Origin of the sequence: Pseudomonas sp. MWU16-30317 (assembly GCF_020515695.1) — a bacterium.
In the GTDB taxonomy this organism is placed as follows: domain Bacteria; phylum Pseudomonadota; class Gammaproteobacteria; order Pseudomonadales; family Pseudomonadaceae; genus Aquipseudomonas.
On sequence record NZ_JAIWJA010000005.1, the window covers coordinates 379,785 to 402,722 of the forward strand.

Below are 22,938 nucleotides of genomic sequence, written 5' to 3' on the forward strand. Positions count from 1 at the left end.
TCCGGCAAAACCCGGCAGCGGAGGTACAGGGTTAACAGTAGAAGCCACGCGGACTATGACTTAGAACCATTTTGTATGAATGACTCGAATTCTAATCTTTCATGGGAATAAGCCCACTGGCGCGCGCTTCACCAGCCGCCAGCTAGAGGCGTTGGAGGCGAGTAGTAACGATTCAGCATGGGATTGCCGTTCGTCAGAGGTGATTTTTTCGCGCTCCCCTTGCCTTGAGGCAATCTTTCAAGGCAAGGTTTGGCCAGTGCCTTCACCTTCTTCCCAGTGTCGAGAATATTTATGTCGTTACGCATCTGCATTCTGGAAACGGACTTTCTGCGTCCGGAGCTGGTCGATCAATACCAGGGCTACGGCCAGATGTTCGAGCGCTTGTTCGCACAGCAGCCGATCCCTGCCGAGTTCGTCCGCTACAACGTCGTTGACGAGCAGTACCCGGGCGATGACGAAAAATTCGATGCCTATCTCGTCACTGGCAGCAAGGCCGACTCATTCGGTACCGACCCCTGGATTCAAACCCTCAAGACGTACCTGCTGGATCGCTATCAGCGTGGCGACAAGTTGCTCGGTATCTGCTTTGGTCATCAATTGCTGGCGCTGCTGCTCGGTGGCAAGGCCGAGCGCGCCACTCAAGGGTGGGGTGTCGGCATTCATGATTACCAGGTCGCGGCCCATGCACCCTGGATGAGCCCGCCAGTGGATGACCTGACCATGCTGATCAGCCATCAGGACCAGGTCACCCAATTGCCACCCGAGGCGGTGGTAGTGGCCTCCAGCGAGTTCTGCCCCTTCGCGGCGTACCAGCTCAACGATCAGGTGCTGTGCTTCCAGGGTCATCCGGAGTTCATTCACGACTACTCTCGGGCGTTGTTGGACTTGCGCCAGCAGCACCTCGGCGAGGCCATCTACAGCGCCGGTATCGCCAGCCTCGACCGCCCGCACCATGGCACCACGGTGGCCGAGTGGATGATGCGCTTCGTCGCGCACCAGGCTTGAGGTGGGCGTCGCTATTGCGGTCTTGGTGAGGAGTCAGTGACGCTTCAAAGCCAGCCCGAGCGGCGGAAGCTGACATACAGCGTGGTACACACCGTAGCGATCGTCCCCAACACCACAAAATATCCATAGCGCCATTCCAGCTCCGGCATGTTGTGGAAGTTCATGCCGTAGATCCCCGCCACGGCTGTCGGGAACGCCAGGATTGCGGCCCAGGCGGCGAACTTGCGCTGGGTGATGCTCTGGCGCGACGACTCCAGCAGCAAACCGATCTCGATGGTCTGGCTGGCGATCTCGCGCATGGTGGTCAGGTCTTCCATCTGCCGATTGACATGAATCTGCACGTCACGAAAGTATGGCCGCATGTTCTTGTCGATGAACGGAAAATCCAGGCGCTGCAGCTCTTCGCTGATTTCCACCATCGGCGCCAGATAGCGGCGCAGTCGTAACAGGTCGCCGCGCAGGCTGTGAATATGCTGGATGTCGGACTCGTGCAGCGCGCCGCCGAGCACATTGGCCTCCAGGCGTTCGATATCGGCATGGATGGATTCGGTTACCGGCTGGTAGCTCTCGGTGACGAAGTCGAGCAAGGCGTAGAGCACAAAATCCTCACCGTGTTCGAGCAACAGCGGCCGTGCCTCGCAGCGCTGGCGCACCTGCGCATAGGAACGCGAATGGCCGTTGCGCGCGGTAATCACATAGCCGCGGCCGGCAAAGATATGGGTCTCGATGAACTCCAACTTGCCGTCCTGGCGCACGGGCGAGTAGGTGACGATGAACAAGGCGTCGCCGAAGGTTTCGAGCTTGGGCCGGCTGTGTTTTTCCGAGGCGTCTTCGATGGCCAGTTCATGCAGATGAAACTGGCATTGCAGGTTGGCCAGTTCCTGCGCATCGGGCTGTTCAAGGCCGATCCAGACGAAATGCTTGGGCTTGCTGGCCCATTGGCTGCCTTCTTCGAGGCTGATATCCGCGACTTTCTTGCCGGCGGTGTACACCGCAGCTGCAACGACTCGACCCATGTGTTTGGCTCTTTGGCAGTAAAAAAGACAACCGCTGCGCCTCCCCTGTAGCCAGGAGCCTTGCCCCCGAAAGACGTGTCAGTCCGAGTGGATGCTCGGCTGTACTCTTTTTTTCGGGGCCAGCGCCCTCTCTACATTAGTGTCACAGCGACCGTGCGACCCAGTATGCTGCGCCTGGGTTTATCGTCATGAGACAACGCTTGTGCTGAATTATCTATGGTTTTTTCTGGCCGCCGTGTTCGAGATTGCCGGTTGCTATGCGTTTTACATGTGGTTGCGCCTCGGCAAGAGCGCCCTCTGGGTGCTCCCGGCGTTGCTCAGCCTGACATGTTTCGCGCTGTTGCTGACCCGCGTCGAGGCCGGCTACGCCGGGCGCGCCTATGCGGCTTATGGCGGGATCTACATCGTCACTTCGCTGGCCTGGCTGGCGCTGGTCGAGGGTGTACGGCCGACGGCCAGCGACGGCTGGGGGGCGTTATTGTGCGTGATCGGCGCCACGGTGATTTTGCTGGGCCCACGCTTGAGCCAAGGCTGAATTTCGTGGGTGACACTACAGGCTGTAGGACCCTTCCGACGGGCGTTTCCGTCGCCCTTGTAGGAGTCGCCTGATTCGCCTGTACCCGGTTGAAAACCACCCTGAGCCCCTGCAATCTGGGGCTCTTATTGGTTTCGACGGTGGGCAGGGACATGCTGGTACTGACACGAAAAACAGGCGAACGCATTCACCTGGGTGATGACATCTGGATCGAGGTGTTGGAAATTCGCGGCGGCACCGTGCGCCTGGGCGTCATGGCACCCAAGGACGTCGAGGTCTATCGCGACGAGATCTATCAACGGATCCGCAAGGGCAGGGCGATCAGAGAGGGGCTCAATCAAACAACTCCTTCGGAATGTCGTGTTTGAGCATCAGTTGGCATTGCTGACTGTCAAGGTCGAAGACGATAAAGGCCTGGGCCTTGGTCAGCGCCTGACGCACTCGTAGGACACGGGTCTGCAGCGGCGTATCGTCGCCGTTGTCGGTGCCGTCACGTGTGACGAAATCTTCGATCAGGCCGGTGAGGGTATCGGGCGCCAGTTGATCGTAGGGGATAAGCATGGTGGACGGTCTCGCAGGGTAAAGGGTGCATGCTACCGCAGAACCACCGTGGGAGCGGGCTCAGCCCGCGAAGAAGTGCATACGGTGTGACTGATGACCTCTTCGCGAGCAGAGCTCGCTCCCACACGATTCCACTGTGCCCCGTTATTTGCCCACCAGCGATTCCACCGTCGGCACCCGGGTATCACTCTCCATCTGTGCATCGTGCTCGATCTGGTGGCTGAATTTCTCCAGTGAAGCATTACCCGGTTTGGCATCACTGGCGAACACCGGCGGGCTCAACACATAGGCCACCAGCAGTCGGCTCAGGGCGTTGAGGCTGTCGATGTGGGTACGTTCGTAGCCATGGGTGGCGTCGCAACCGAAGGCCAGCAGCGCCGTGCGGCTGTCATGTCCGGCGGTGATCGCCGAATGGGCATCGCTGAAGTAGTAGCGAAACAGGTCGCGGCGCACTGGCAGTTCGTGCTCGCTCGCCAGTTTGAGCAAGTGCCGGGACAGGTGATAGTCGTACGGTCCGCCCGAGTCCTGCATGGCCACACTCACCGCATGCTCGCTGGACTGCTGTCCGGGGGCTACTGGTGCGATATCGATACCGACGAATTCGCTGACATCCCACGGCAATGCAGCCGCCGCGCCGGAGCCGATCTCTTCGGTGATGGTGAACAGTGGATGGCAGTCGATGGGCGGTTGCACACCACTTTCCACGATGGCCTTGAGCGACGCCAGCAGGGCAGCTACGCCGGCCTTGTCATCCAGATGGCGGGCGCTGATATGGCCGCTCTCGGTGAACTCGGGCAGGGGATCGAAGGCCACGAAGTCGCCGATGTTGACGCCCAGCGATTCGCAATCCGCCTTGGTCGCGCAATAGGCGTCGAGGCGCAGCTCGACATGGTCCCAGCTAATCGGCATCTGATCCACGGCGGTATTGAACGCGTGCCCCGATGCCATTAGCGGCAACACGCTGCCGCGGATCACGCCGGTGTCGGTAAACACACTCACGCGGCTGCCTTCGGCAAAGCGACTGGACCAGCAGCCGACCGGCGCCAGCGACAGCCGACCGTTGTCCTGGAACGCCCGCACGCTAGCGCCGATGGTGTCCAGATGCGCCGATACGGCGCGGTCGGGGGAGTCCTTGCGGCCCTTGATCGTGGCGCGAATGGTGCCTCGGCGAGTCAGCTCGTACGGAATGCCAAGCTCCTCGAGGCGCTCGGCCACGTAGCGCACAATGGTGTCGGTAAAGCCAGTGGGGCTGGGAATGGCGAGCATTTCCAGCAGGACTTTCTGCAGATAATGAATATCCGGTTCGGGAATTTTGTCAGTCATGGAAACTCCTGATTTGGATAGAGGTGGATAGCTTTTGTGGGAACGAGCTCTGCCCGCGGAGGCTTTCAGGCCTGACCCAGTCAAAAGCTTCGCGGGCAGCGCCCGCTCCCACAGGGAATGTGTGCACAGAGGGCGCGCAGGGTGAAGCTCAACGCGGCCCACTGTGAGGAAACAGCAGATCGACGAAACGCTCGGCGGTCGGCTGGGGTTCGTGGTTGGCCAGGCCCACGCGTTCGTTGGCCTCGATGAACACATACTCGGGTTGATCGGCGGCCGGCACCAGCAGGTCCAGGCCCACCACCGGAATGTCCAGCGCCCGGGCAGCGCGCACAGCGGCGTCTACCAGCGTCGGATGCAAGATGTCAGTGACATCTTCCAGATGGCCGCCGGTGTGCAGATTGGCGGCTCGCCGCACCGGCAGCACTTCACCGCTCGGCAGCACCGACTCGTAGTCGTAACCCGCAGCCTGCACCGTGCGCAGCGTCTCGTGATCCACCGGAATCCGGCTCTCGCCCCCGGTGGCTGCCTGGCGGCGCCGGCTCTGGGCCTCGATCAGGAAGCCCACGGTGTTCTGGCCATCGCCCACCACCTGAGCTGGGCGGCGAATGGCCGCCGCTACCATCTCGAAGCCGATCACCACGATGCGCAGGTCCAGGCCTTCGTGGAAGCTTTCGAGGAGCACCCGGCTGTCGTACTGCCGCGCGGCCTCGACCGCTTCCTGAACTTCTTCCAGGTTCGACAAATCCACAGCCACACCCAAGCCCTGCTCACCGTCCAGCGGTTTGACGACGATGCGCCCGTGCTCGTCGAGAAAGTCCTGGTTGTCATCGGCGCTACCCGCCAGTTGCTGCGCGGGCAGTTTCAGGCCGGCCGCCTTGAGCGTCTTGTGGGTCAGGCTTTTGTCCTGACACAGGACCACGCTGATGGAGCTGGTCAGGTCGCTCAACGACTCGCGGCAGCGCACCCGGCGACCGCCATGGCTGAGGGTGAACATACCGGCTTCGGCGTCGTCGACCTGCACATCGATGCCGCGGCGAAATGCTTCGTCGATGATGATGCGTGCATAAGGGTTGAACTCGCCTTGCGGTCCCGGGCCGAGGAAGAGTTTCTGGTTGATGCCGTTCTTGCGTTTGATGGCGAAGGTCGGCAGGTTGCGAAAACCCAGCTTGTCGTAGAGATTCTTGGCCAAGCGGTTATCGTGTAGCACCGACAGGTCAAGGTACGCAAGGCCGCGGCTCATGAAGTGCTCCACCAGGTGGCGCACCAGCACTTCGCCTACACCGGGGCGAGTGCAACGCGGATCGACCGCCAGGCACCAGAGGCTGCTGCCGTGCTCGGGATCGTCGAAGGCCGTGCGATGGTTGAGGCCCATGACGCTGCCGATCACCTGGCCGCTGTCTTCGTCCTCGGCCAGCCAGTACACCGGCCCGCCTTGGTGGCGCGGGGTCAGCAGCGTCGGGTCGATCGGCAGCATGCGGCGCTTGAGGTACAGCGCATTGATCGCCTGCCAGTCGCCCTCGGTGTGGGCGCGGCGAATTCGAAAGCCACGAAACACCCGCTGGGCAGGACGATAATCGCTGAACCACAGGCGCAGGGTGTCCGAGGGATCGAGAAACAACTGTTGTGGTGAATGGGCCAGCACGTTCTGCGGCGCCGCCACGTACAGGGCGATGTCACGCTCGCCCGGTTGCTCGTTGAGTAGCTCTTGCGCTAACGCGTCCGGGGTCGGGTAGGTATGACCGATCAGCAGCCGGCCCCACCCGCAGTGCAATTGCCGCGGTTGTGCCTGCTCGCTGCCGTCCTCGGCCAAGCGTGCCTGGAGGCGCTCGTAGGACGGTGATTGGCCGCGCAGCCAGCGCTGGCTGTAAGCGGTCGCTGAAGCTTTCATCGATCAGATTCCTTGTTCGCTGAGCCACAGATTGAGGGCCGCCAGTTGCCACAGTTTCGAGCCGCGCAATGGCGTCAGCTGGCCTTGGGGGTCAGTGAGCAGGCGATCGAGCATGGACGGGTTGAACAGGCCGCGGTCCTGGCTCGGGTCCAGCAGCAGCTCGCGCACCCAGTTCAGGGTGTCGCCTTGCAGGTGCTTGAGGCCAGGGACGGGGAAGTAACCTTTTTTGCGGTCGATGACCTCGCTGGGGATGACCCGGCGCGCGGCTTCCTTGAGCACTTGCTTGCCGCCATCGGGCAGCTTGAACCGCCCCGGCACTCGCGCCGAGAGCTCTACCAGGCGGTAATCGAGGAACGGCGTGCGCGCTTCCAGGCCCCAGGCCATGGTCATGTTGTCGACGCGCTTCACCGGGTCGTCGACCAGCATGATGGTGCTGTCCAGGCGCAGGGCCTTGTCGACTGCTGCGTCCGCGCCAGGTTGGGCAAAATGTTCACGGACGAAATCGCCCGCAGCGTCGTTGGCGGTCATCCACTTGGGCATGACCGTGTCCGCGTAATCGGCATAACTGCGATCGAAAAACGCATCGCGATACGCGCCGTAGGGATCAGTCGCACCGTCCACTTGCGGATACCAGTGATAGCCAGCGAACAGCTCGTCGGCACCTTGGCCGCTCTGCACCACCTTGCAGTGTTTGGCCACTTCCCGCGACAGCAGGTAGAAGGCGATACAGTCGTGGCTGACCATCGGCTCGCTCATGGCGCGAAACGCCGCGGGCAGTTGCTCGATGATCTCGCGTTCGTCGATGCGCAGTTGGTGGTGCTGCGTGTTGTAGTGTTTGGCGATCAGGTCCGAGTACTGAAACTCGTCGCCACGCTCGCCACCGGCATCCTGAAAGCCGATGGAAAACGTCGACAGGTTCTCGACCCCGACTTCGCGCAGCAGGCCCACGAGCATGCTCGAGTCGACGCCCCCGGACAGCAGCACGCCGACATCCACCGCGGCACGCTGGCGAATGGCGACCGCCTCGCGGGTGCTGTCGAGGACGCGGTCGACCCAGTCTTCCAAGCCCAGGTTCTGCTCATCCGGGTTGGGACCGTAGGGCAGGGTCCACCAGGTCTGTTGCTCGGTGCGGCCATCGGCGTCGATGCGCATCCAGGTCGCGGGCGGCAGTTTTTCGATGTTGGCCAGCAGGGTGCGCGGAGCCGGCACTACCGCGTGAAAATTGAGGTAGTGATTGAGGGCGACGGGGTCGAGCACCGGGTTGATGTCGCCGCCTTTGAGCAGCGCTGGCAACGCCGAGGCGAAACGCAGGCGGCTGCCGGTGCGCGACAGGTACAGCGGCTTGACGCCGAGGCGGTCGCGGGCCAGAAACAGCCGGCGGCTGTCGCGCTCCCAGATGGCAAAAGCGAACATGCCGTTGAGCTTGGGCAAAAGGTCGGCGCCCCAGGCGTGATAGCCCTTGAGCAACACCTCGGTATCGCCGCCGGAAAAGAAGCTGTAGCCCAGCGCTTCGAGCTCGCTGCGCAGTTCCGGGAAGTTGTAGATGGCGCCATTGAAGGCCAGCGACAGGCCTAGATGGTTGTCGACCATCGGCTGCGCGGAGCCATCGGACAGGTCCATGATTTTCAGTCGACGATGACCCAGGGCAATCGGCCCTTGGCTGTGGAACCCCCATGCATCCGGGCCGCGCGGGGCCAGATGATGGGTGATTCGTTCAACCGCCGCGAGGTCCGGGGGTTGTTGATCAAAGCGTAACTCTCCAGCTAATCCGCACATAAGTCCTTACCGGTTGTTCCGTTGGGGAGAGGCCTGCGCTCGTGGTTGAGGCGGCATCAGGTGCGTTGTGCACCCTATGAGATGACCGGTGCAGGATCGCTGAGTTTTAGATCATTAAGTTATAAGGACGGGCGGCGTGCTTTGCTGCGGGATGAGCGCTGCGCAGGAAGTCAATAGCCGGTAGACATCCAGTTATATATTGTTTGGGTTGGCCAGTATGAAATTAGTGAAGTCCTATGTTTTAGGCTGTAATCAAATTTACATTACGTAACTAAGGAAAGTATGTTGGGAGATTGCGGAGTTTTTATCCTGAATGCAGTTCATGTAGGCGATGTTGTCGCACGCTGACCTCTGCTGCGTAGCATAAGTGGATAAGCGTATGATTTGTACGCTTTAAGCAATTGAAAAATAACGCTTTAAAATCTACAGGCAGTGATTTGCAGACGCTTCGGTGATCGTAATATTTTGTATTATCTCGGGTTTTATCTTCTATCTATGCGTGAGGGTTAATATTTTTTATTTATGTTTCCATCGATTTTGGATGCTTATAATTGGTCACGCCTTGCAGCAGACGCGGATCGGGTGATTTGCCTGGCGTGGCCATTTTTATTCAAAGGAGCTGATTTAATGCCGCACTGGAGTGAAGCAAGACGCAAGGCGTTGGTAGACCAGGCGCAGCGTCTCGAGCCGATGTTCGAGAATCTGTCTACCACTGTACGTGATCTGGGCTTTGATTCCTGGCGATTCACGGTCCTTGATCCCAATCCTTTGAGACCGCCGTTGTTGATGAAGACGACGCTGGATGATTCATTCGTTGATCGATACGTCGAGCAGCGGCTCTATGTTGAGGATCCTTGCTATCAACACGGGCGGGTATCGCTGCAACCCTTGCACTGGCAACCCGCTTTGTTCAACCAAACACCTATGTTGTGGCAAATGATGCGCGATGTCGGTGTGAACCATGGGATGAGTCAGGCCTGCCATCACACCAATGGATGGGCGGCCGTGTTGTGCTTTGGACGCTCGCGCCCTGAGCTCGGGGTCGATGAGTTTCAGGATAAAGCGAGCACCCTGCTGTCGTTGACCAGCCATCTGGCAGTCGCCACTGTCGAGCCGGTGGCCAACGATGGGACGATTGGCTTGCCCATTCCCTATACGGACAAGTTGCTGACCAAGCGCGAAATCACCGTACTGGAACAGACCGCCACAGGGCATACCGCAGCGCAGATTGCGGCGGACATGTCGCTGGCCGAGCGCACCGTGCAGTTTCATATTTCCAGTGCGATCACCAAGCTACAGGTGCCTAACAAGACAGCGTTGGTCGCCCAAGCGATCTTGCGGGGGTATATCGATTGGCCTTTGCCAGACCTGGATCGATAGTCGGGCCTGACTCGATCAATAGCCGGTCATTTCCAGATAGCCAACGCCCTGCTGGCTGCCGCTGAAATGCACGGGGCCTTCCCAGTAACCGGTACTGAGTGCCATCCAGGCGTTCGGGTTGAGGGCTTCGATATCGATCTGCAACCGCTTGCTCGGGATGCTCAACGTCCAGCGGGTCGGCACGCTGTGGCCTTGCACCTGAGTGTGGGTCTGCGGCGTCAGTTGCAAGGCATCGGCACCGAGCAACTGATTGTGGCCATCGGGGTCGATCCAGTTGGCCGTCAGGTAGTGTTTGCCGTCGTTTTGCCGTAGCCGATAAAGCATCAATTGGCTGCCGTCCTGCAGATGCAGCGCCAGCCAGTCCCAGCCGGGCTGATCGTCAGCAAGGGGCTGGCTGCTCCATTCGCGGTCCAGCCAGGCAGTGCCGGTAACCTGATAGCGCTTGCCGTCCAGCTCGATGTCGCCACTGGTTTGAAAGAACGGCTGACTGTAGTAATACGAGGCTTGGCCTTGGGTGGATTTCTGGCTGTAACCCGCGTCGCCTTGCAGCACAGGTGCATGTTTGGTGCGCAATTGCAGGTGGTAGCTGAAGTCCTTGCCGGTGCCGTCCAAGGCCATGTGCGCCAGCGGGTCGGGGCTGTCCGGGGCCGTCAGGCTTCGCAGCGAGTTATTGTCGATCCATGCCGCGAAAGGCTGCAGGCTGACACCCGCCTGGCCGACGCCACCGCGGCCGACGTACTGCACCGAGCGTTGTTGATTGGCGCTGGTGAGGCCGATGTGACCCAGCCACAGATTGCTGTCGGCCCAGCCGGTGCCGCTGCTGTGGGCACGCAGAGCGTTGCGAAACAGCGTCCACTGGATGCCGAACGACTGGCCCTGGGCGTCCTTGAGATTGGCGGTCACGTACCACCATTCGATGCGAAAGTCCGGGTGCGCGGCGTGATCGCGCGGGAACACGAACGGCCGCCCGCGGCTGACCTGGGCGTAGTCCTGGCTGGGCTTGGCCAGGCCGGCGAAGCCGCTGTTCGGTGGTGTGCTGTTGTCGCAGGCGCTCAGCAGGCTGAATGCGCATAAAACGAGGCCGATCAGGGTCAGCTTGGCTTGCACAAATCTATCGCTCATCGGCAAATACTCGCAGCAAATCCGTAGGCTGGCTCTGGCGCAATCGCCACAGCGGCCAGGCCGACGCCAGGGCTGTGGCCAGCGCCGCCAGCCCCAGCAAGCGCAGTATCTGCAGCGGGAATACCTGCAGCGGCAGGCGCCAGCCAAAAGCCTGGACGTTGATCACCGCCACCAGACACCAGGCCAGCAGCAAACCCAGCGGCACGGCGCACACCAAGGTGAGGGCCGCCAACAGCCAGGTCTGCCCCAGGTTGAGCAGCATCAGTTGGCGGCGGCCGACGCCCAGGGCCCACAGCGGCGCCAGTTGTCCGAGGCGGCTCTGGCTTTGCGTCAACAGGGCGATGAACAGCGCTACGCCCGCCACCCCGAGGGTCAGACTGTTGAGGGCCGCCGTGGCGGTGAAGGTGCGTTCGAACACCTGAGTGGCCCATTGCTTGAGCTGGGCCTGATCGACCAGCCGCCCGTCATCCAGCGTGAATGATTGCTGCAAGCGTGTCTTGAGGGCCGACACCTGGGCGGGATCGCTGCGCACATTGAGGCGCGCGATCGGCGCACTCGGCCAATGGCGATGCAGGCGATCGCCCGCCACCAGCAGATGGCCCTTGGGATTGCCGTAGTCGGCGTAGATGCCAACGATGGTCAGCGCCCAGGGCCCTTGGTCGGCGGGCAGCGTCAGGCGGTCGCCAAGCTTTACCTGCAGGTGTCGCGCCAGTTGCTCGCTGAGCATCAGGCTGTCGCTCGTGAACAGGCTGTCCCAGGCACCCTGGGTTTGCTCCAGCAAAGGCCAGTGCTCACGGTACAGGGGATCGTCGACTACACCGCTGATGCTGGCCGGCCAGCCTTGCAGGCGCAGCTCGACATCGCGTACCGGCAGGGTAGCGCGAACCTGTGGCTGAGTGTTCAGCCACTGGGCGATGGCGTCTGCCTGGCTGGCCGAATCAGGCCGTACATACAACTCGGCAGACAGGCGCTGGTCGAGCCATTGCAGGAAGGTCTGGCGAAAGCCCTCGGTCATGCTCGCCGCGCCGATATTGGCGGCGACCGCCAGCAACAGGGCCATCAGCGCCAGGCTCAGGACCGGCAACTGCTGCCGACAGTCCGCCAGAAACCACTGGCCCAGGGCCGAGCGCACGCCTCTCGCAGCGAGCGTCAACAAGCCACTGAGCAGCAATGGCAGGCCCAATGCAGCGGCCAGCAACAGCGCGCCCATCAAGATGAAGCCGATTGCCAGGCTGTTGCCCCACAGCGCAGCGGCGCTTGCGATCAACGCCGCGGCGCCCGCCACCCAGGCCTGATGCCGTAGCCAGTTGCGGTGGGCGCGGTACCAGCTGTCGTTGCCTGCCAGGGCCAACAACGGCAGGCGCGCGGCCCGCCAAAGGCTGCTGGCACCGGCCAGCAAGGCGCCGCCCAGGCTCAGGCCCAGCCCGGCCAACCACCAACTTGGGCTCAGGCTCAATTGCCCGGCGACTTCGGCGCCATAAAGGCCGCGCAGGCTGGCGGCCACATCGGGCAACAGCAGGCTTGCCAGCCCGTAACCACTGACGACGCCGGCGAGGCCGCCGAGCAAGGCCATGGCCAGCAGTTCCAGGGTCAGGGTGAGGATCAGCGTACGCGCACCGACACCGCAGGCGCGCAGGGTGCGCAGCAGGCTGCGACGCTGCTCCAGGGCCAGGCCGATGGCGGCGTGGACGATAAACAGGCCGACGGCAAAGGCCAGCAGCCCGAGGGCATCGAGGTTGAGGTGGAAGCTGGCGGTCAAGCGCTGCAGATCACTGTCTGCCGTGTGTTGCACAATGTGCAGGCGTTCGGTCCAGGGCCCAGGCAGGGCTTGATCGAAGCCGCCGGGCAACACCAGCGCGCTGATCTGTTGATCGGCTTGCAGCACGCGTTGCGCCGCGCCGATGTCCAGAATCAGCAGGCCGGGGGCCATGCGCGGCTGGATCTGCAGGGGTGGCAAGGGCTCGCCATTGCTCAGTTGCGGTCGCTCGCCCTCGTGCCAGTGCTGCTCGCGCAGGGTGCTGAGGGCAATCCAGGTGCGCCCTGGGCTGGCGATGAAGTCGCCGATGTCGGCGGCTTGCAGGGCTTGCCCGGCCACGGCGGTGTCCTGGGGCAGGGTGATCGGTTCCAGACCCAGGACCTGCAGGCGCCGCGGTTCATTGCTGCTGGTGCCGGCGTCGCGCAGTTGCACACGGCCTTCGAGCAATGGCGACACGGGCCAGCCCTGGCGGCGCAGGTCGACGAACGCTTGCTGCTCGAAGCGCCCGCCGTTGCGCGCTTCGATGCGCGTGGCGGCCTGGCTGCCCAGCGTTTGACTGGCCAGCGCATAGCTTTCGCGGGCCTGACTGTTGAGCGCCTGCACGCCGGTGAGCAAGGCGGTGGCCAGCCACAGCCCGGTGAGTACGCTGAGCAGCTGAACCGGATGCTTGCGCCAGTGGCTGAGCAGGGCGGCCAGGGCCCAGCGCATTACCATGTCGGATCTGCCACACGCCCGGCGCGCAACACCACGCGGCGCTGCAGGCGGGCAGCGATCAGCGGGCTGTGAGTGACCATCAGCAGCGTGCAGCCGGTGCTGCGTTGCAGTTCGAGCAGCAGGTCGAGGACTTCGGCAGCGGTCGCTTCGTCGAGGTTACCGGTGGGTTCGTCCGCCAGCAGCAAGGCCGGGCGCGATGCCAGCGCTCGGCCCAGCGCCACCCGTTGTTGCTGGCCACCGGAGAGTTGCTCGGGATAACGCTGTAGCAACTCGCTCAGGCCCAGGCGCCGGACCAGTTCGGCCTGCCACTGGGTGTCGTGGCGCCCGGCCAGGCGCGCCTGGAACGCCAGATTATCGGCCACCGACAGGCTGCCGATCAGGTTGAACTGCTGGAAGATCAGGCCGATATGGGTACGTCGCCAGTCGGCCAGTTGTGCTTCGCTGAGGCGATGCAGGGCGTGGCCGTCGATGTCCAGGCTGCCCCGATCAACCCGATCAAGCCCGGCCAAAAGGTGCAACAGGGTGCTTTTGCCACTGCCCGACTCACCCATCAAGGCCAGGCTGGCGCCGCGCTCGACCTGCAGTTCCACGCCTTGCAGCACCGGTAGAGGACCTTGTGGGGTGGGATAGCTTTTGTGCAGGTCGTGGACGTTCAGCATCTGCTCAGGCTCGAAGGGATGGCTGTTCTTTGTAGCACACACCGCCTCGCTACAAACGGCGCGCGTAGCCGGATCATTTTTTACCGCGAATCAACTGACGCAAGGCGAAGCGATTCGGGTGGCAGGCTTCGGCGATGGCGCGCGGCACCGGCAGGGGTTCGCCTTCCAGCCACGCGGCGATCAGTTCACCCGACAACGGCGCGGTGATCAGCCCCCGCGATCCATGGCCGCTGTTGATGTACAAACCATCGAGCCAAGGGCAGGGCAGGTCGGGGACCTGGCGAGCGTCGCGGGCCAGTGCCGCGTAAGTGCTGGCGAACGCCTCGGGATCGGCCAGCGGCCCGACGATGGGCAGGTAGTCCGTGCTGGTGCAGCGGAAAGCGGCACGGCCCTGGAGTTGCGCCGCAGGGATGTCGGCGCTGTGCAAGGCGGCGCTCAGCGCGGTGGAAATTTCACTCAACAGCGCCAGGTTGCCTTGATGTTCGGCGGCCGTGGGTGTGAGGTCGTCGTTGGTGAAGTCGAAGCTGGCGCCCAAGGTGTGCTCGCCCAGGCGCGCCGGGGCCACGTAGCCTTCAGCGCACACCACGGTGCTCAGTAAGCGGCTCGCGGCGGTGGCCGGCAGACGGGTGATCTGGCCGCGGATACGCTTGAGCGGCAAGCCCGCTGCCGGGGCGAAGGCCTTGACCTCGGCGGCGCCGGCCAGCACCACCACCGGGGCCGTGGCGACGCATCGATCGGCGTCCCAGGCTTGCCATTGGCCGCTGTCGGGGCAGCGTTGCAGGGTGACGATCTGCCGATGGGGCACCAGGGTGATGTTGGCGTGGCGAGCCTGCCACTGGCACAGCGCAGGAGGGTGCACCCAGCCGCCCTCAGGGAAAAACAGCCCGCCCGAAGGCAGCGAGGTGCCCGCGCGGGCTTCGGCCGTTGGCTGATCCAGCAACTGCAACAGGTCCCTCGGGAAGGCCTCGGCCAGTTGCTGCTGGCGGGCGGCCTCCTTGGCATCGAAGGCCAGTTGCAGCACACCGCAGGCATCCCAGTCGACGCCGCGCTGCAGCTGCTCAAGCAACCGCCGCGTGTAGCCGAAGCCAGCGACGATCAGTTGCGACAGGGCGGTGCCATGGGCGGACAGCTTGAGGTAAAGCACGCCCTGGGGATTGCCCGAGGCTTCCTCGGCGACGCCGGCGTGGCGCTCCAGCAAGGTGACCTGCCAGCCGCGAGTGGCCAGGCTGGCGGCTGTAGCGCACCCGGCCAGGCCGGCGCCGATGACCACGGCGTGCTTGGCGCTGGGCCTTGGCGGCCGCGCGTACCAGGGCTTGCATTGCTCCCGGTGGGAGTGGGCTCTACCTGCGGCGCTTTCGGCGTCGCCGCGTGGCGGCGCCATTCCCGGATCGACGTTGCCAGTCGAGTGCGGCTCCTGGCCCCCTTCCGGGCAGAGCCCGGTTGCACAGGGTTCGGTGGGGTGCTCTGGCCCCACAAACACGCCCCGCAATACCTCCCATTTATGCCCGATACCAGGCACCCGCTTCATCTTGAAGCCTGCCGCCTTGAGGCTGCGTCGCACCCAGCCGGTACTGGTGAAAGTGCCCAGCGTCGCCTGTGGCGCCGATAGCCTGGCCAGCTGCGCGAACAGCTCTGGGCTCCACATTTCAGGATTGCGCGCCGGCGCGAAGCCATCGAGGAACCAGGCATCTACGGCAGCGTCGAGTAATGTCAGTTGCTCGATGGCATCGCCGATCAACAGCGTGAGGGTCACCCGGCCGGCGCTGAATACCAAGCGCTGGAAGCCCGGATGGATGGCCACGTACTGTTGCAGCAGCGGTTGCGCCTGCGCCGTCAGTTGCGGCCACAACGCCAGGGCGCGTTGCAGATCGGCGGCGGTCAGGGGGTATTTCTCGACACTGACGAAATGCAGCCGGGCGGTGCTTGCGGCGCATTCCTCGAACAGCTGCCAGGCGCACAGGAAATTCAGCCCGGTGCCGAAGCCGGTTTCGCCGATCACCAGCCGCTCACCGGGGGCCAGTTGACGGAATCGTTCGCCCAGGCGGTTCTGTTCGATAAACACGTGGCGCGTTTCATCCAGGCCCGAGGCGAGGGAAAAGTACACGTCGTCGAAGGCTCTGGAGCGTGGGCGACCTTCATCGTCCCAGTCCAGATCGGCGTGGGCAACAGCGGCGTGAGGCAAGGAGGGCGCAGGGGGCCGATCGGCTGGCATGACAGCAGGGTTCCATGAAGACTTGCGGTGCAAAGCACACCGGACGCAACATTTTGCCAGATACCGGGGTCCAGATGCCCGCGAGTGTTGTTCATTCAAACTACAGGAGCAGGGAATGTTCGAATCCGCCGAGATCGGCCACGCCATCGACGACGACACCTATGAAAAACAGCTGCCGGCCCTGCGCGAGGCGTTGCTCGACGTCCAGTACGAGCTCAAGCAGCAGTCGCGCTTCCCGGTCATCATCCTGATCAACGGCATCGAAGGCGCCGGCAAGGGCGAGACGGTCAAGCTGCTCAACGAGTGGATGGACCCGCGGCTGATCGAGGTACGCACCTTCGACAAGCAGACCGACGAGGAGCTGGCCCGCCCGCCGGCCTGGCGTTATTGGCGGCAGTTGCCGGCCAAGGGCCGCATGGGCGTGTTTTTCGGCAACTGGTACAGCCAGATGATCCAGGGGCGGGTGCATGGCGACTTCAACGACGCCGTGCTCGACCAGGCCATCGGTGATGCCGAACGCCTGGAGCAGATGCTGGTCGACGAAGGCGCGCTGATTTTCAAGTTCTGGTTTCACCTGTCCAAGAAGCAGATGAAGGCGCGGCTCAAGGCACTGCAGGACGACCCGCTGCACAGCTGGCGCCTGAGCCCGCTGGACTGGAAGCAGACCGACACCTACGACCGCTTCGTGCGTTTTGGCGAGCGCGTGTTGCGCCGCACCAGCCGAGACTATGCGCCGTGGCATGTGATCGAGGGCGTGGACCCGAACTACCGCAGCCTGGTGGTGGGCAATATCCTGCTCGAAGGGCTGCAGGCGGCGCTCAAAGCGCCGATCGAACCGGTACGCCAGCCCATCGCGCCGCTGGGTGAGAGTATCGATGGCCGTAGCCTGTTGGGCAGCCTTGACCTCAGCCAGCGGCTGGAAAAGGACGATTATCACCAGCAGTTGATCGAAGAACAGGCGCGCCTGGCCACCCTGCTGCGTCACAAACGCATGAAGGCCCACGCGCTGGTCGCGGTGTTCGAGGGTAACGATGCGGCCGGCAAGGGCGGTGCGATCCGGCGGGTGGCGGCCGCGCTGGACCCGCGCCAATACGCCATCGTGCCGGTGGCCGCGCCAACTCAGGATGAATTGGCCCAGCCGTATCTGTGGCGCTTCTGGCGGCATATACCGGCGCGCGGCAAATTCACCGTGTTCGATCGTTCCTGGTATGGCCGCGTGCTGGTGGAGCGGGTCGAGGGCTTCTGTTCGGAAACCGACTGGATGCGCGCTTACAGCGAGATCAACGACTTCGAAGAGCAGTTGAGCGAGGCCGGCATCATCGCCGTCAAGTTCTGGCTGGCCATTGACGAGAAGACCCAACTGGAGCGTTTCAAGGCCCGAGAGAAGATCCCTTTCAAGCGCTACAAGATCACTGAAGACGACTGGCGCAACCGCGACAAGTGGGGCCTCTATCGGGATGCGGTGGGGGACATGGTCGATCGCACCAGTACCGAGATCGCCCCGTGGACGCTGGTGGCCGCCAATGACAAACGCTCGGCACGGGTGCAGGTGCTGCGTACCATCAACGACGCGATCGAGGCGGCGATCAAGAAGGATAAAAAGGGCGAGAAGGGTTGATCATGGAAGGACTGATCATAGAAAGTATTGCAATCACTTGTAAGCGACATGGACCGACCCTCCGGGAGGGTGACAGGAGGGCGGCTCAGAGCAGAACGTAGAATGCGCTGTAGTAGTTGTTTCGGTTGCAGGGCCAAGTGGCGGTGGCCAGCGCCAAGGTTGCACTTGCCGGCGCCCGCTTGGCCGCTGTCAGGCCTGGCGTTTCGCTAGTGCGCACAAGCGCGGCTGTCAGCGCGCTGTACCCTCAATGCCGGCGCTGAATACGCTCCACATAAGCGGCCATTTCCCGCTCGGCGTCTGCGCGAGTGGCGAAGGGCCCCTCGAGGGTGTTCTCCCGAGTACTGAAGTAGAACTGGCCATTGACCAGGCTGAAACGCCCTGCACGAAAGTGCGTTGCTTCATCGGCGTCTTGGGTGCGTTTACCAAACATGACAACTCCCTGGTGAGGTTGACTGACTTGTGCATCAGACTAGCCATCCCCATTGTCCGTGCCTGCCATCCGACCAATGGTCATCGTCATACAGTCACGCGCTGATGTAGTGCACGATTGTGTCTGTCTGTGCGCTCGATGGGCGACTACACTGCACGCTCCCCCCGCCATAGGGCATGAGGCTCTACATGCATATCACTTCCGGACGCTGGGCTTACGGGCTGTTCCTGGCGTTGCTCACCGCTCTGCTTTGGGGCGTTCTGCCGATCAAACTCAAGATAGTCCTGCAGGCCATGGATCCGATCACGGTGACCTGGTTTCGCCTGGTGGGCGCCGGGGGAGTGCTGTTCATCTACCTTGGCCTGACGAAGCGCTTGCCGGCGTTTCGCCCGCTGGGGCGCAAAGGCTTCGGTCTGGTGACGCTGGCGGTGCTCGGGCTGGTGGCCAACTACGTGCTGTACCTGTTCGCGCTGCGATTGATCAGCGCGGGTACCGCGCAATTGATGATCCAGGTAGGGCCGATCTTCTTGATCCTGTGCAGCCTCTATGTGTTCAAGGAGCGTTTCAATCGGGCTCAGTGCATTGGAATGGTCGTGCTGCTTGGCGGGTTCGGGTTGTTTTTCAATCAGCGTATCGGCGAGCTGCTGGGCTCCATGGGTACTTACACCACCGGGGTGCTCCTGGTGTTGCTGGCCTCGGCGGTGTGGACCTTCTATGCGATGAGCCAGAAGCAACTGCTCAATCAATGGAATTCGCTGCAGGTGATGATGGTGATCTACCTGGGCTGCGCGCTGGTAGTGACGCCTTGGGCGCATCCGCTACAAGCCTTGAACCTAAGCCCCCTGCAGGGCTGGCTGTTGCTGGGATGCTGCTTGAATACACTGATTGCCTATGGCGCCTTTGCCGAGGCGCTGGCGCACTGGCAAGCGTCGCGAGTCAGCGCAACCTTGGCATTGACCCCGCTGGTGACCTTTGCGTCGGCGGCGCTGGGGTCCAGTCTGTGGCCAGATCTGGTGCACAGCGAAGACGCCAATGGGCTGGCGTATTTCGGGGCTGTGGTGGTGGTTGCCGGGTCGGCGGTGGTCGCGCTCGGGCCAACGTTGATGGCGAGCTGGCGAGCGCGTCAGGCTGGGGCGAATGCGCCGCAGCCCTCCTGACATCGTTGGCTCGCAGTTCTGCTGCGTATGAGTGATCGCTTGCGCGGGCAGGCCTTGCTCTCACACAGCGATGGCTCAAGACTGGCCAGCGCTGTGAGAGCAAGGGTGCTCGATCCGGGGCCAAGGACCAGTTCGGCTGGCATTGAATTCAGCCCAGCATATTCTCCGGCCGCACCCACTCATCGAACTCGGCTTCGGTCAGGAATCCCAACTCCAACGCGGCTTCGCGCAAAGTCTTGCCTTCGCCGTACGCTTTCTTGGCGATCTGCGCGGCCTTGTCGTAGCCGATATGCGGGTTCAACGCGGTGACCAGCATCAGGCCACGCTCCAGATGCTCGGCCATCTTCGCCGTATCCGGTTCCAGACCAGCGATGCAGTGGGTCTGGAAGTTACTGCAGCCATCGGCCAGCAGTCGCACCGATTGCAGCAGGTTATGGATGATCACCGGCTTGAACACATTCAACTGCAGGTGCCCATGACTCGCTGCCATGCTGATCGCGAGGTCGTTGCCCAGCACCTGGCAGGCGAGCATCGACAACGCTTCGCACTGAGTCGGATTGACCTTGCCGGGCATGATCGAGCTGCCTGGTTCATTCGCCGGCAAGCGCACTTCGGCGATGCCGCCGCGTGGCCCAGAGCCCAGCAGGCGCAAATCGTTGGCCAGTTTCATCAAGCTCAGCGCCAGGGTTTTCAAGGCGCCGGCGAGGGTGGTCAAAGGCTCATGGCCCGCCAATGCGGCGAACTTGTTGGGCGCGGTCACGAACGGTAACCCCGACAACGCCGCCAGTTCACCGGCGATCGCCTCGCCAAAACCATGGGGCGCGTTGAGCCCGGTGCCCACCGCCGTGCCGCCCTGAGCCAGCTCGCACACGGCTGGCAGGGCGGCACGAATGGCGCGCTGGGCATGTTCGAGCTGGGCCACGAACGCCGAGATTTCCTGGCCGAAGGTGATCGGGGTGGCGTCCATCATATGGGTGCGGCCGGTCTTGACCAGGTGCATGTGCTTGGCCGACAGCTCGGCCAGGCCGTCGCTCAGCTCCTTGATCGCCGGCAGCAGGTCACCTTGGACTGCTTGCACGGTGGCGATGTGCATGGCCGTGGGGAAGCAGTCGTTGGAGCTTTGCGAGCAGTTGACGTGATCGTTGGGGTGCACCGGCGATTTGCCGCCGCGGCCTTTGCCGGCCAGCTCGTTGGCGCGCCCGGCGATGACTTCGTTGACGTTCATGTTGCTCTGCGTGCCGCTGCCGGTCTGCCACACCACCAGCGGGAACTGGTCGTCGTGTTCACCGGCCAGCACCTCGTTGCTGGCCTGTTCGATCAGCCGGGCGATATCCGCAGGCAGGTCGCCGTTACGGTCATTGACCCTGGCGGCTGCCTTTTTGATCAGTGCCAGGGCGTGCACCACCGCCAGCGGCATGCGCTGATCGCCAATGGCGAAGTTGACCAGCGAGCGTTGAGTCTGCGCCCCCCAGTAGGCCTGTTCCGGAACTTCAACCGGGCCGATGCTGTCTGTTTCCGTGCGGCTCATGCTGCTCTTCTCCTGTCGACGTACTCGTGGCCAAGGCCCGAGACGTGCATTGTCCTTTTCAAGGTCTCGCACTGGCTTTTGCCAAATGCCGAGGTTGAGCAGTTTAGGTGCTCATTGACGACCTGGGTTCCATCCCTGCCGATGAGCCGTCCATACGTTCTGTACCCTCCGGGCTTGAGCCACATGCCGGGTTGGGCGCAGAATGGTCGATTCCGGGGCCTCTGCCTCAGCTGCTAATTTAAGGAAACTCGATGACACGTCTTCGCGCCCTCTGTACCGCGGCCTTTTTTGTCTGCGCCAGCGGCCAGGTGCTCGCTGATACCGCCAGCCACAACGCCAGTGCTGAATCGTTCCTGATGATGGCGCACGCCGACAAACTCGGTACCCCGGTGTACATGCAGGTCCAGCAAATGTTCGCCCAGCGCTTCGAGCAGGCCAACGCGCCTGACTCCAAGAAAGCCGTACTTGAAAGCTACCAGGCCAAGGCCAATGCCGCCCTGGACCAAGCCATCGGCTGGCCGAAACTCAAGCCCGACATGGTCAAGCTGTACACCGACAACTTCACCGAAACCGAGCTCAAGGACCTGGTCAAGTTCTACCAGTCGCCACTGGGCAAGAAAGTCCTGGAAAAAATGCCGCAAGTCACCCAGCAGTCGGCTCAGCTGACTCAGGCCAAGCTCGAAAGCGCCGTGCCTGTGGTCAACAAGCTGCTGCAGGACATGACTACCGAAATCACCCCGGCCAAAGCGGCTGCACCCGCACCTGCAGCACCGGCTAAAAAGCCGTAACGGAGCCGGTCATGTCCATGCACCAACGGATCGAACAGACCCTGGCCTTGCTGCAGCCCAGCCACTTGCAGGTGCTCGACGAGAGCCACATGCACAGCCGGGGCACGCAGACGCACTACAAGGCGGTGGTGGTCAGTGAGCGCTTTGCCGGGCTCAATAGCGTCAAGCGCCACCAGTTGGTGTACGGCACGCTGGGCGAGCTGATGGGCGAGTTTCACGCCCTGGCCTTGCACACCTACACCCCTCAGGAGTGGGAGCAGACCGGCGCCGCGCCGGCTTCCCCGACCTGCGCCGGTGGTGGGCATTGATCCAAATGCGCTAGAATATCGGCCGCCATTTTCACCTTGAAGGTGGCGCCGAATGCACAACCTGTGGGAGTGGGCTCTGCCCGCGAAGCATTCAGTTCGGTGGTCGTGTCCTGCACGGTTCCGGATGACGCCTTCGTGGGCAGCGCCCACTCCCACAGTGATTTCTGCCACATCATTACCCGGTCCGCCCTTTGCGAGGGTGACCACCAGGAGCGTTATACCCATGGCTCAACCTATAGTCGTGGCGGCCTTGTACAAGTTCGTCACCCTCGAAGATTACGTGCAACTGCGCGAGCCGCTGTTGCAAGCCATGACCGCCAATGGCGTCAAAGGCACCCTGCTGATTGCCGAAGAAGGCATCAACGGCACCGTCTCCGGCAGCCGTGAAGGCATCGACGGTCTGCTGGCCTGGCTGCGGAGCGACCCGCGCATGATCGACATCGATCACAAGGAATCGTACTGCGACGAACAGCCGTTCTACCGCACCAAGGTCAAGCTGAAAAAAGAGATCGTCACCCTCGGCGTGCCCGGCGTCGATCCCAACCGCAAGGTCGGGACCTACGTCGAGCCCCAGGACTGGAACGCGCTGATCGATGACCCTGAAGTATTGTTGATCGATACCCGTAACGATTATGAAGTGTCGATCGGCACCTTCGAAGGCGCCATCGATCCCAAGACCACCTCGTTCCGCGAATTTCCTGACTACATCAAGGCCAATTTCGACCCCGCCGTGCACAAGAAGGTGGCAATGTTCTGCACCGGTGGCATCCGCTGCGAGAAAGCCTCCAGCTACATGCTCGGCGAGGGCTTCGGCGAGGTCTATCACCTCAAGGGCGGCATCCTCAAATACCTCGAGCAAGTGCCTCAGGAGCAGAGCAAGTGGCAGGGCGACTGCTTTGTGTTCGACAACCGCGTGACCGTTCGTCACGATCTGACCGAAGGCGACTATGATCAATGTCATGCCTGCCGCACGCCGATCAGTGTCGAGGATCGTATGTCGGAGCACTACGCCCCCGGTATCAGCTGCCCGCATTGCTGGGATACCCTGAGCGACAAGACGCGCCGCAGCGCAGTCGATCGGCAAAAGCAGATCGAACTGGCCAAGGCGCGTAACCAGCCCCATCCGATCGGTCACAACTACCGCAAAGCCTCCGAGGTCTGA

Annotated in this window: 20 protein-coding genes and 1 pseudogene; 9 read left to right on the plus strand and 12 right to left on the minus strand. The window is 62.5% G+C overall.

All coding sequences use genetic code 11. The features are described from left to right. Positions 1–291: 291 nt before the first annotated feature. Complete coding sequence (locus LIX93_RS16965; RefSeq protein WP_226505207.1) at positions 292–1,005, plus strand: amidotransferase; 714 nt, start codon at positions 292–294, stop codon at positions 1,003–1,005. Positions 1,006–1,049: 44 nt separating this feature from the next. Here LIX93_RS16965 and LIX93_RS16970 read toward each other — a convergent pair whose 3' ends face one another. Beyond that, positions 1,050–2,021, minus strand: coding sequence for a magnesium and cobalt transport protein CorA (locus LIX93_RS16970; RefSeq protein WP_226505208.1), 972 nt, complete (start codon positions 2,019–2,021; stop codon positions 1,050–1,052). A gap of 202 nt (positions 2,022–2,223) precedes the next feature. On the opposite strand from LIX93_RS16970, the gene LIX93_RS16975 reads away from it, so the two are divergent. Next, on the plus strand, positions 2,224–2,556 hold the full coding sequence (locus tag LIX93_RS16975) for a YnfA family protein (RefSeq protein ID WP_226505209.1): 333 nt from the start codon (positions 2,224–2,226) through the stop codon (positions 2,554–2,556). A 152-nt stretch (positions 2,557–2,708) separates the two neighbouring features. After that, positions 2,709–2,924: a carbon storage regulator CsrA gene (gene csrA / locus LIX93_RS16980; RefSeq protein WP_226505210.1), complete on the plus strand. Its 216-nt coding sequence runs from the start codon at positions 2,709–2,711 to the stop codon at positions 2,922–2,924. Here csrA and LIX93_RS16985 read toward each other — a convergent pair. The 4 genes from LIX93_RS16985 to LIX93_RS17000 form a co-directional block, all read right to left on the minus strand. Continuing rightward, positions 2,890–3,117, minus strand: coding sequence for a YheU family protein (locus LIX93_RS16985; protein ID WP_226505211.1), 228 nt, complete (start codon positions 3,115–3,117; stop codon positions 2,890–2,892). The two genes, csrA and LIX93_RS16985, sit on opposite strands and share 35 nt — an antisense overlap. A 144-nt stretch (positions 3,118–3,261) precedes the next feature. Beyond that, a complete protein-coding gene (locus LIX93_RS16990; RefSeq protein ID WP_226505212.1) occupies positions 3,262–4,440 on the minus strand; it encodes an osmoprotectant NAGGN system M42 family peptidase in 1,179 nt (392 codons plus the stop codon). Between the two features lie 148 nt (positions 4,441–4,588). Beyond that, a complete protein-coding gene (ngg, locus tag LIX93_RS16995) occupies positions 4,589–6,328 on the minus strand; it encodes an N-acetylglutaminylglutamine synthetase (RefSeq protein ID WP_226505213.1) in 1,740 nt (579 codons plus the stop codon). A gap of 3 nt (positions 6,329–6,331) precedes the next feature. Then, positions 6,332–8,104, minus strand: a complete 1,773-nt coding sequence (locus LIX93_RS17000; RefSeq protein ID WP_226505214.1) for an N-acetylglutaminylglutamine amidotransferase — start codon at positions 8,102–8,104, stop codon at positions 6,332–6,334. A 627-nt stretch (positions 8,105–8,731) separates the two neighbouring features. Here LIX93_RS17000 and LIX93_RS17005 point away from each other — a divergent pair. Beyond that, complete coding sequence (locus tag LIX93_RS17005) at positions 8,732–9,484, plus strand: autoinducer binding domain-containing protein (RefSeq protein WP_226505215.1); 753 nt, start codon at positions 8,732–8,734, stop codon at positions 9,482–9,484. Positions 9,485–9,499: 15 nt separating this feature from the next. On the opposite strand, the gene LIX93_RS17010 is transcribed toward LIX93_RS17005, so the two are convergent. From LIX93_RS17010 to mnmD, 5 genes and pseudogenes are all read right to left on the minus strand, one after another. Beyond that, positions 9,500–10,606 carry a lipocalin-like domain-containing protein gene (locus tag LIX93_RS17010; RefSeq protein ID WP_226505216.1) on the minus strand — a complete coding sequence of 369 codons (1,107 nt, stop codon included), beginning with the start codon at positions 10,604–10,606 and terminating at the stop codon, positions 9,500–9,502. Continuing rightward, positions 10,596–13,076 carry an FtsX-like permease family protein gene (locus tag LIX93_RS17015; RefSeq protein WP_226505217.1) on the minus strand — a complete coding sequence of 827 codons (2,481 nt, stop codon included), beginning with the start codon at positions 13,074–13,076 and terminating at the stop codon, positions 10,596–10,598. Before LIX93_RS17015 ends, LIX93_RS17010 begins: the two co-directional genes overlap by 11 nt. Then, positions 13,070–13,735, minus strand: a complete 666-nt coding sequence (locus LIX93_RS17020) for an ABC transporter ATP-binding protein (RefSeq protein WP_226505218.1) — start codon at positions 13,733–13,735, stop codon at positions 13,070–13,072. Before LIX93_RS17020 ends, LIX93_RS17015 begins: the two co-directional genes overlap by 7 nt. A gap of 73 nt (positions 13,736–13,808) precedes the next feature. Next, complete coding sequence (mnmC, locus tag LIX93_RS17025) at positions 13,809–15,215, minus strand: bifunctional tRNA (5-methylaminomethyl-2-thiouridine)(34)-methyltransferase MnmD/FAD-dependent 5-carboxymethylaminomethyl-2-thiouridine(34) oxidoreductase MnmC (RefSeq protein WP_346015228.1); 1,407 nt, start codon at positions 15,213–15,215, stop codon at positions 13,809–13,811. Further along, positions 15,198–15,947: pseudogene (gene mnmD / locus LIX93_RS29735) on the minus strand (tRNA (5-methylaminomethyl-2-thiouridine)(34)-methyltransferase MnmD); the annotation flags it as partial. The pseudogene mnmD and the gene mnmC, both read right to left, overlap by 18 nt. Before the next feature lie 115 nt (positions 15,948–16,062). On the opposite strand from mnmD, the gene pap reads away from it, so the two are divergent. Beyond that, positions 16,063–17,565, plus strand: coding sequence for a polyphosphate:AMP phosphotransferase (pap, locus tag LIX93_RS17030; RefSeq protein WP_226505220.1), 1,503 nt, complete (start codon positions 16,063–16,065; stop codon positions 17,563–17,565). 244 nt (positions 17,566–17,809) lie between these two features. Here the strand turns inward: pap and LIX93_RS17035 are convergent, their stop codons facing one another. Next, positions 17,810–17,995 carry a DUF6316 family protein gene (locus tag LIX93_RS17035; RefSeq protein ID WP_226505221.1) on the minus strand — a complete coding sequence of 62 codons (186 nt, stop codon included), beginning with the start codon at positions 17,993–17,995 and terminating at the stop codon, positions 17,810–17,812. 188 nt (positions 17,996–18,183) lie between these two features. Here LIX93_RS17035 and LIX93_RS17040 point away from each other — a divergent pair, with 188 nt between their 5' ends. After that, entirely contained in the window at positions 18,184–19,152 is a 969-nt protein-coding gene (locus LIX93_RS17040) for a DMT family transporter (protein WP_226505222.1), read from the plus strand. Between the two features lie 148 nt (positions 19,153–19,300). Here the strand turns inward: LIX93_RS17040 and LIX93_RS17045 are convergent, their stop codons facing one another. Further along, the gene (locus LIX93_RS17045; protein ID WP_226505223.1) at positions 19,301–20,680 is read right to left on the minus strand and encodes a class II fumarate hydratase; all 1,380 of its coding nucleotides are present in this window, start codon (positions 20,678–20,680) and stop codon (positions 19,301–19,303) included. Between the two features lie 251 nt (positions 20,681–20,931). Between LIX93_RS17045 and LIX93_RS17050 the strand changes: the two genes are divergently transcribed. The 3 genes from LIX93_RS17050 (at position 20,932) to LIX93_RS17060 (ending at position 22,938) form a co-directional block, all read left to right on the plus strand. Next, positions 20,932–21,468, plus strand: a complete 537-nt coding sequence (locus LIX93_RS17050; RefSeq protein WP_226505224.1) for a DUF2059 domain-containing protein — start codon at positions 20,932–20,934, stop codon at positions 21,466–21,468. A gap of 11 nt (positions 21,469–21,479) precedes the next feature. Continuing rightward, positions 21,480–21,776 (plus strand): BolA/IbaG family iron-sulfur metabolism protein, encoded by a 297-nt coding sequence (locus LIX93_RS17055; RefSeq protein WP_226505225.1) that lies wholly within the window; start codon positions 21,480–21,482, stop codon positions 21,774–21,776. A 223-nt stretch (positions 21,777–21,999) separates the two neighbouring features. After that, positions 22,000–22,938, plus strand: coding sequence for a rhodanese-related sulfurtransferase (locus LIX93_RS17060; protein ID WP_226505226.1), 939 nt, complete (start codon positions 22,000–22,002; stop codon positions 22,936–22,938).

Coding starts and splice junctions, on each gene's coding strand:
- LIX93_RS16965 (WP_226505207.1), top strand. CDS start 292: ATGTCGTTACGCATCTGCATTCTGGAAACGGACTTTCTGCGTCCGGAG.
- LIX93_RS16970 (WP_226505208.1), bottom strand. CDS start 2,021: ATGGGTCGAGTCGTTGCAGCTGCGGTGTACACCGCCGGCAAGAAAGTC.
- csrA (WP_226505210.1), top strand. CDS start 2,709: ATGCTGGTACTGACACGAAAAACAGGCGAACGCATTCACCTGGGTGAT.
- LIX93_RS16985 (WP_226505211.1), bottom strand. CDS start 3,117: ATGCTTATCCCCTACGATCAACTGGCGCCCGATACCCTCACCGGCCTG.
- LIX93_RS16990 (WP_226505212.1), bottom strand. CDS start 4,440: ATGACTGACAAAATTCCCGAACCGGATATTCATTATCTGCAGAAAGTC.
- ngg (WP_226505213.1), bottom strand. CDS start 6,328: ATGAAAGCTTCAGCGACCGCTTACAGCCAGCGCTGGCTGCGCGGCCAA.
- LIX93_RS17000 (WP_226505214.1), bottom strand. CDS start 8,104: ATGTGCGGATTAGCTGGAGAGTTACGCTTTGATCAACAACCCCCGGAC.
- LIX93_RS17005 (WP_226505215.1), top strand. CDS start 8,732: ATGCCGCACTGGAGTGAAGCAAGACGCAAGGCGTTGGTAGACCAGGCG.
- LIX93_RS17010 (WP_226505216.1), bottom strand. CDS start 10,606: ATGAGCGATAGATTTGTGCAAGCCAAGCTGACCCTGATCGGCCTCGTT.
- LIX93_RS17015 (WP_226505217.1), bottom strand. CDS start 13,076: ATGGTAATGCGCTGGGCCCTGGCCGCCCTGCTCAGCCACTGGCGCAAG.
- LIX93_RS17020 (WP_226505218.1), bottom strand. CDS start 13,735: ATGCTGAACGTCCACGACCTGCACAAAAGCTATCCCACCCCACAAGGT.
- pap (WP_226505220.1), top strand. CDS start 16,063: ATGTTCGAATCCGCCGAGATCGGCCACGCCATCGACGACGACACCTAT.
- LIX93_RS17035 (WP_226505221.1), bottom strand. CDS start 17,995: ATGTTTGGTAAACGCACCCAAGACGCCGATGAAGCAACGCACTTTCGT.
- LIX93_RS17040 (WP_226505222.1), top strand. CDS start 18,184: ATGCATATCACTTCCGGACGCTGGGCTTACGGGCTGTTCCTGGCGTTG.
- LIX93_RS17045 (WP_226505223.1), bottom strand. CDS start 20,680: ATGAGCCGCACGGAAACAGACAGCATCGGCCCGGTTGAAGTTCCGGAA.
- LIX93_RS17050 (WP_226505224.1), top strand. CDS start 20,932: ATGACACGTCTTCGCGCCCTCTGTACCGCGGCCTTTTTTGTCTGCGCC.
- LIX93_RS17055 (WP_226505225.1), top strand. CDS start 21,480: ATGTCCATGCACCAACGGATCGAACAGACCCTGGCCTTGCTGCAGCCC.
- LIX93_RS17060 (WP_226505226.1), top strand. CDS start 22,000: ATGGCTCAACCTATAGTCGTGGCGGCCTTGTACAAGTTCGTCACCCTC.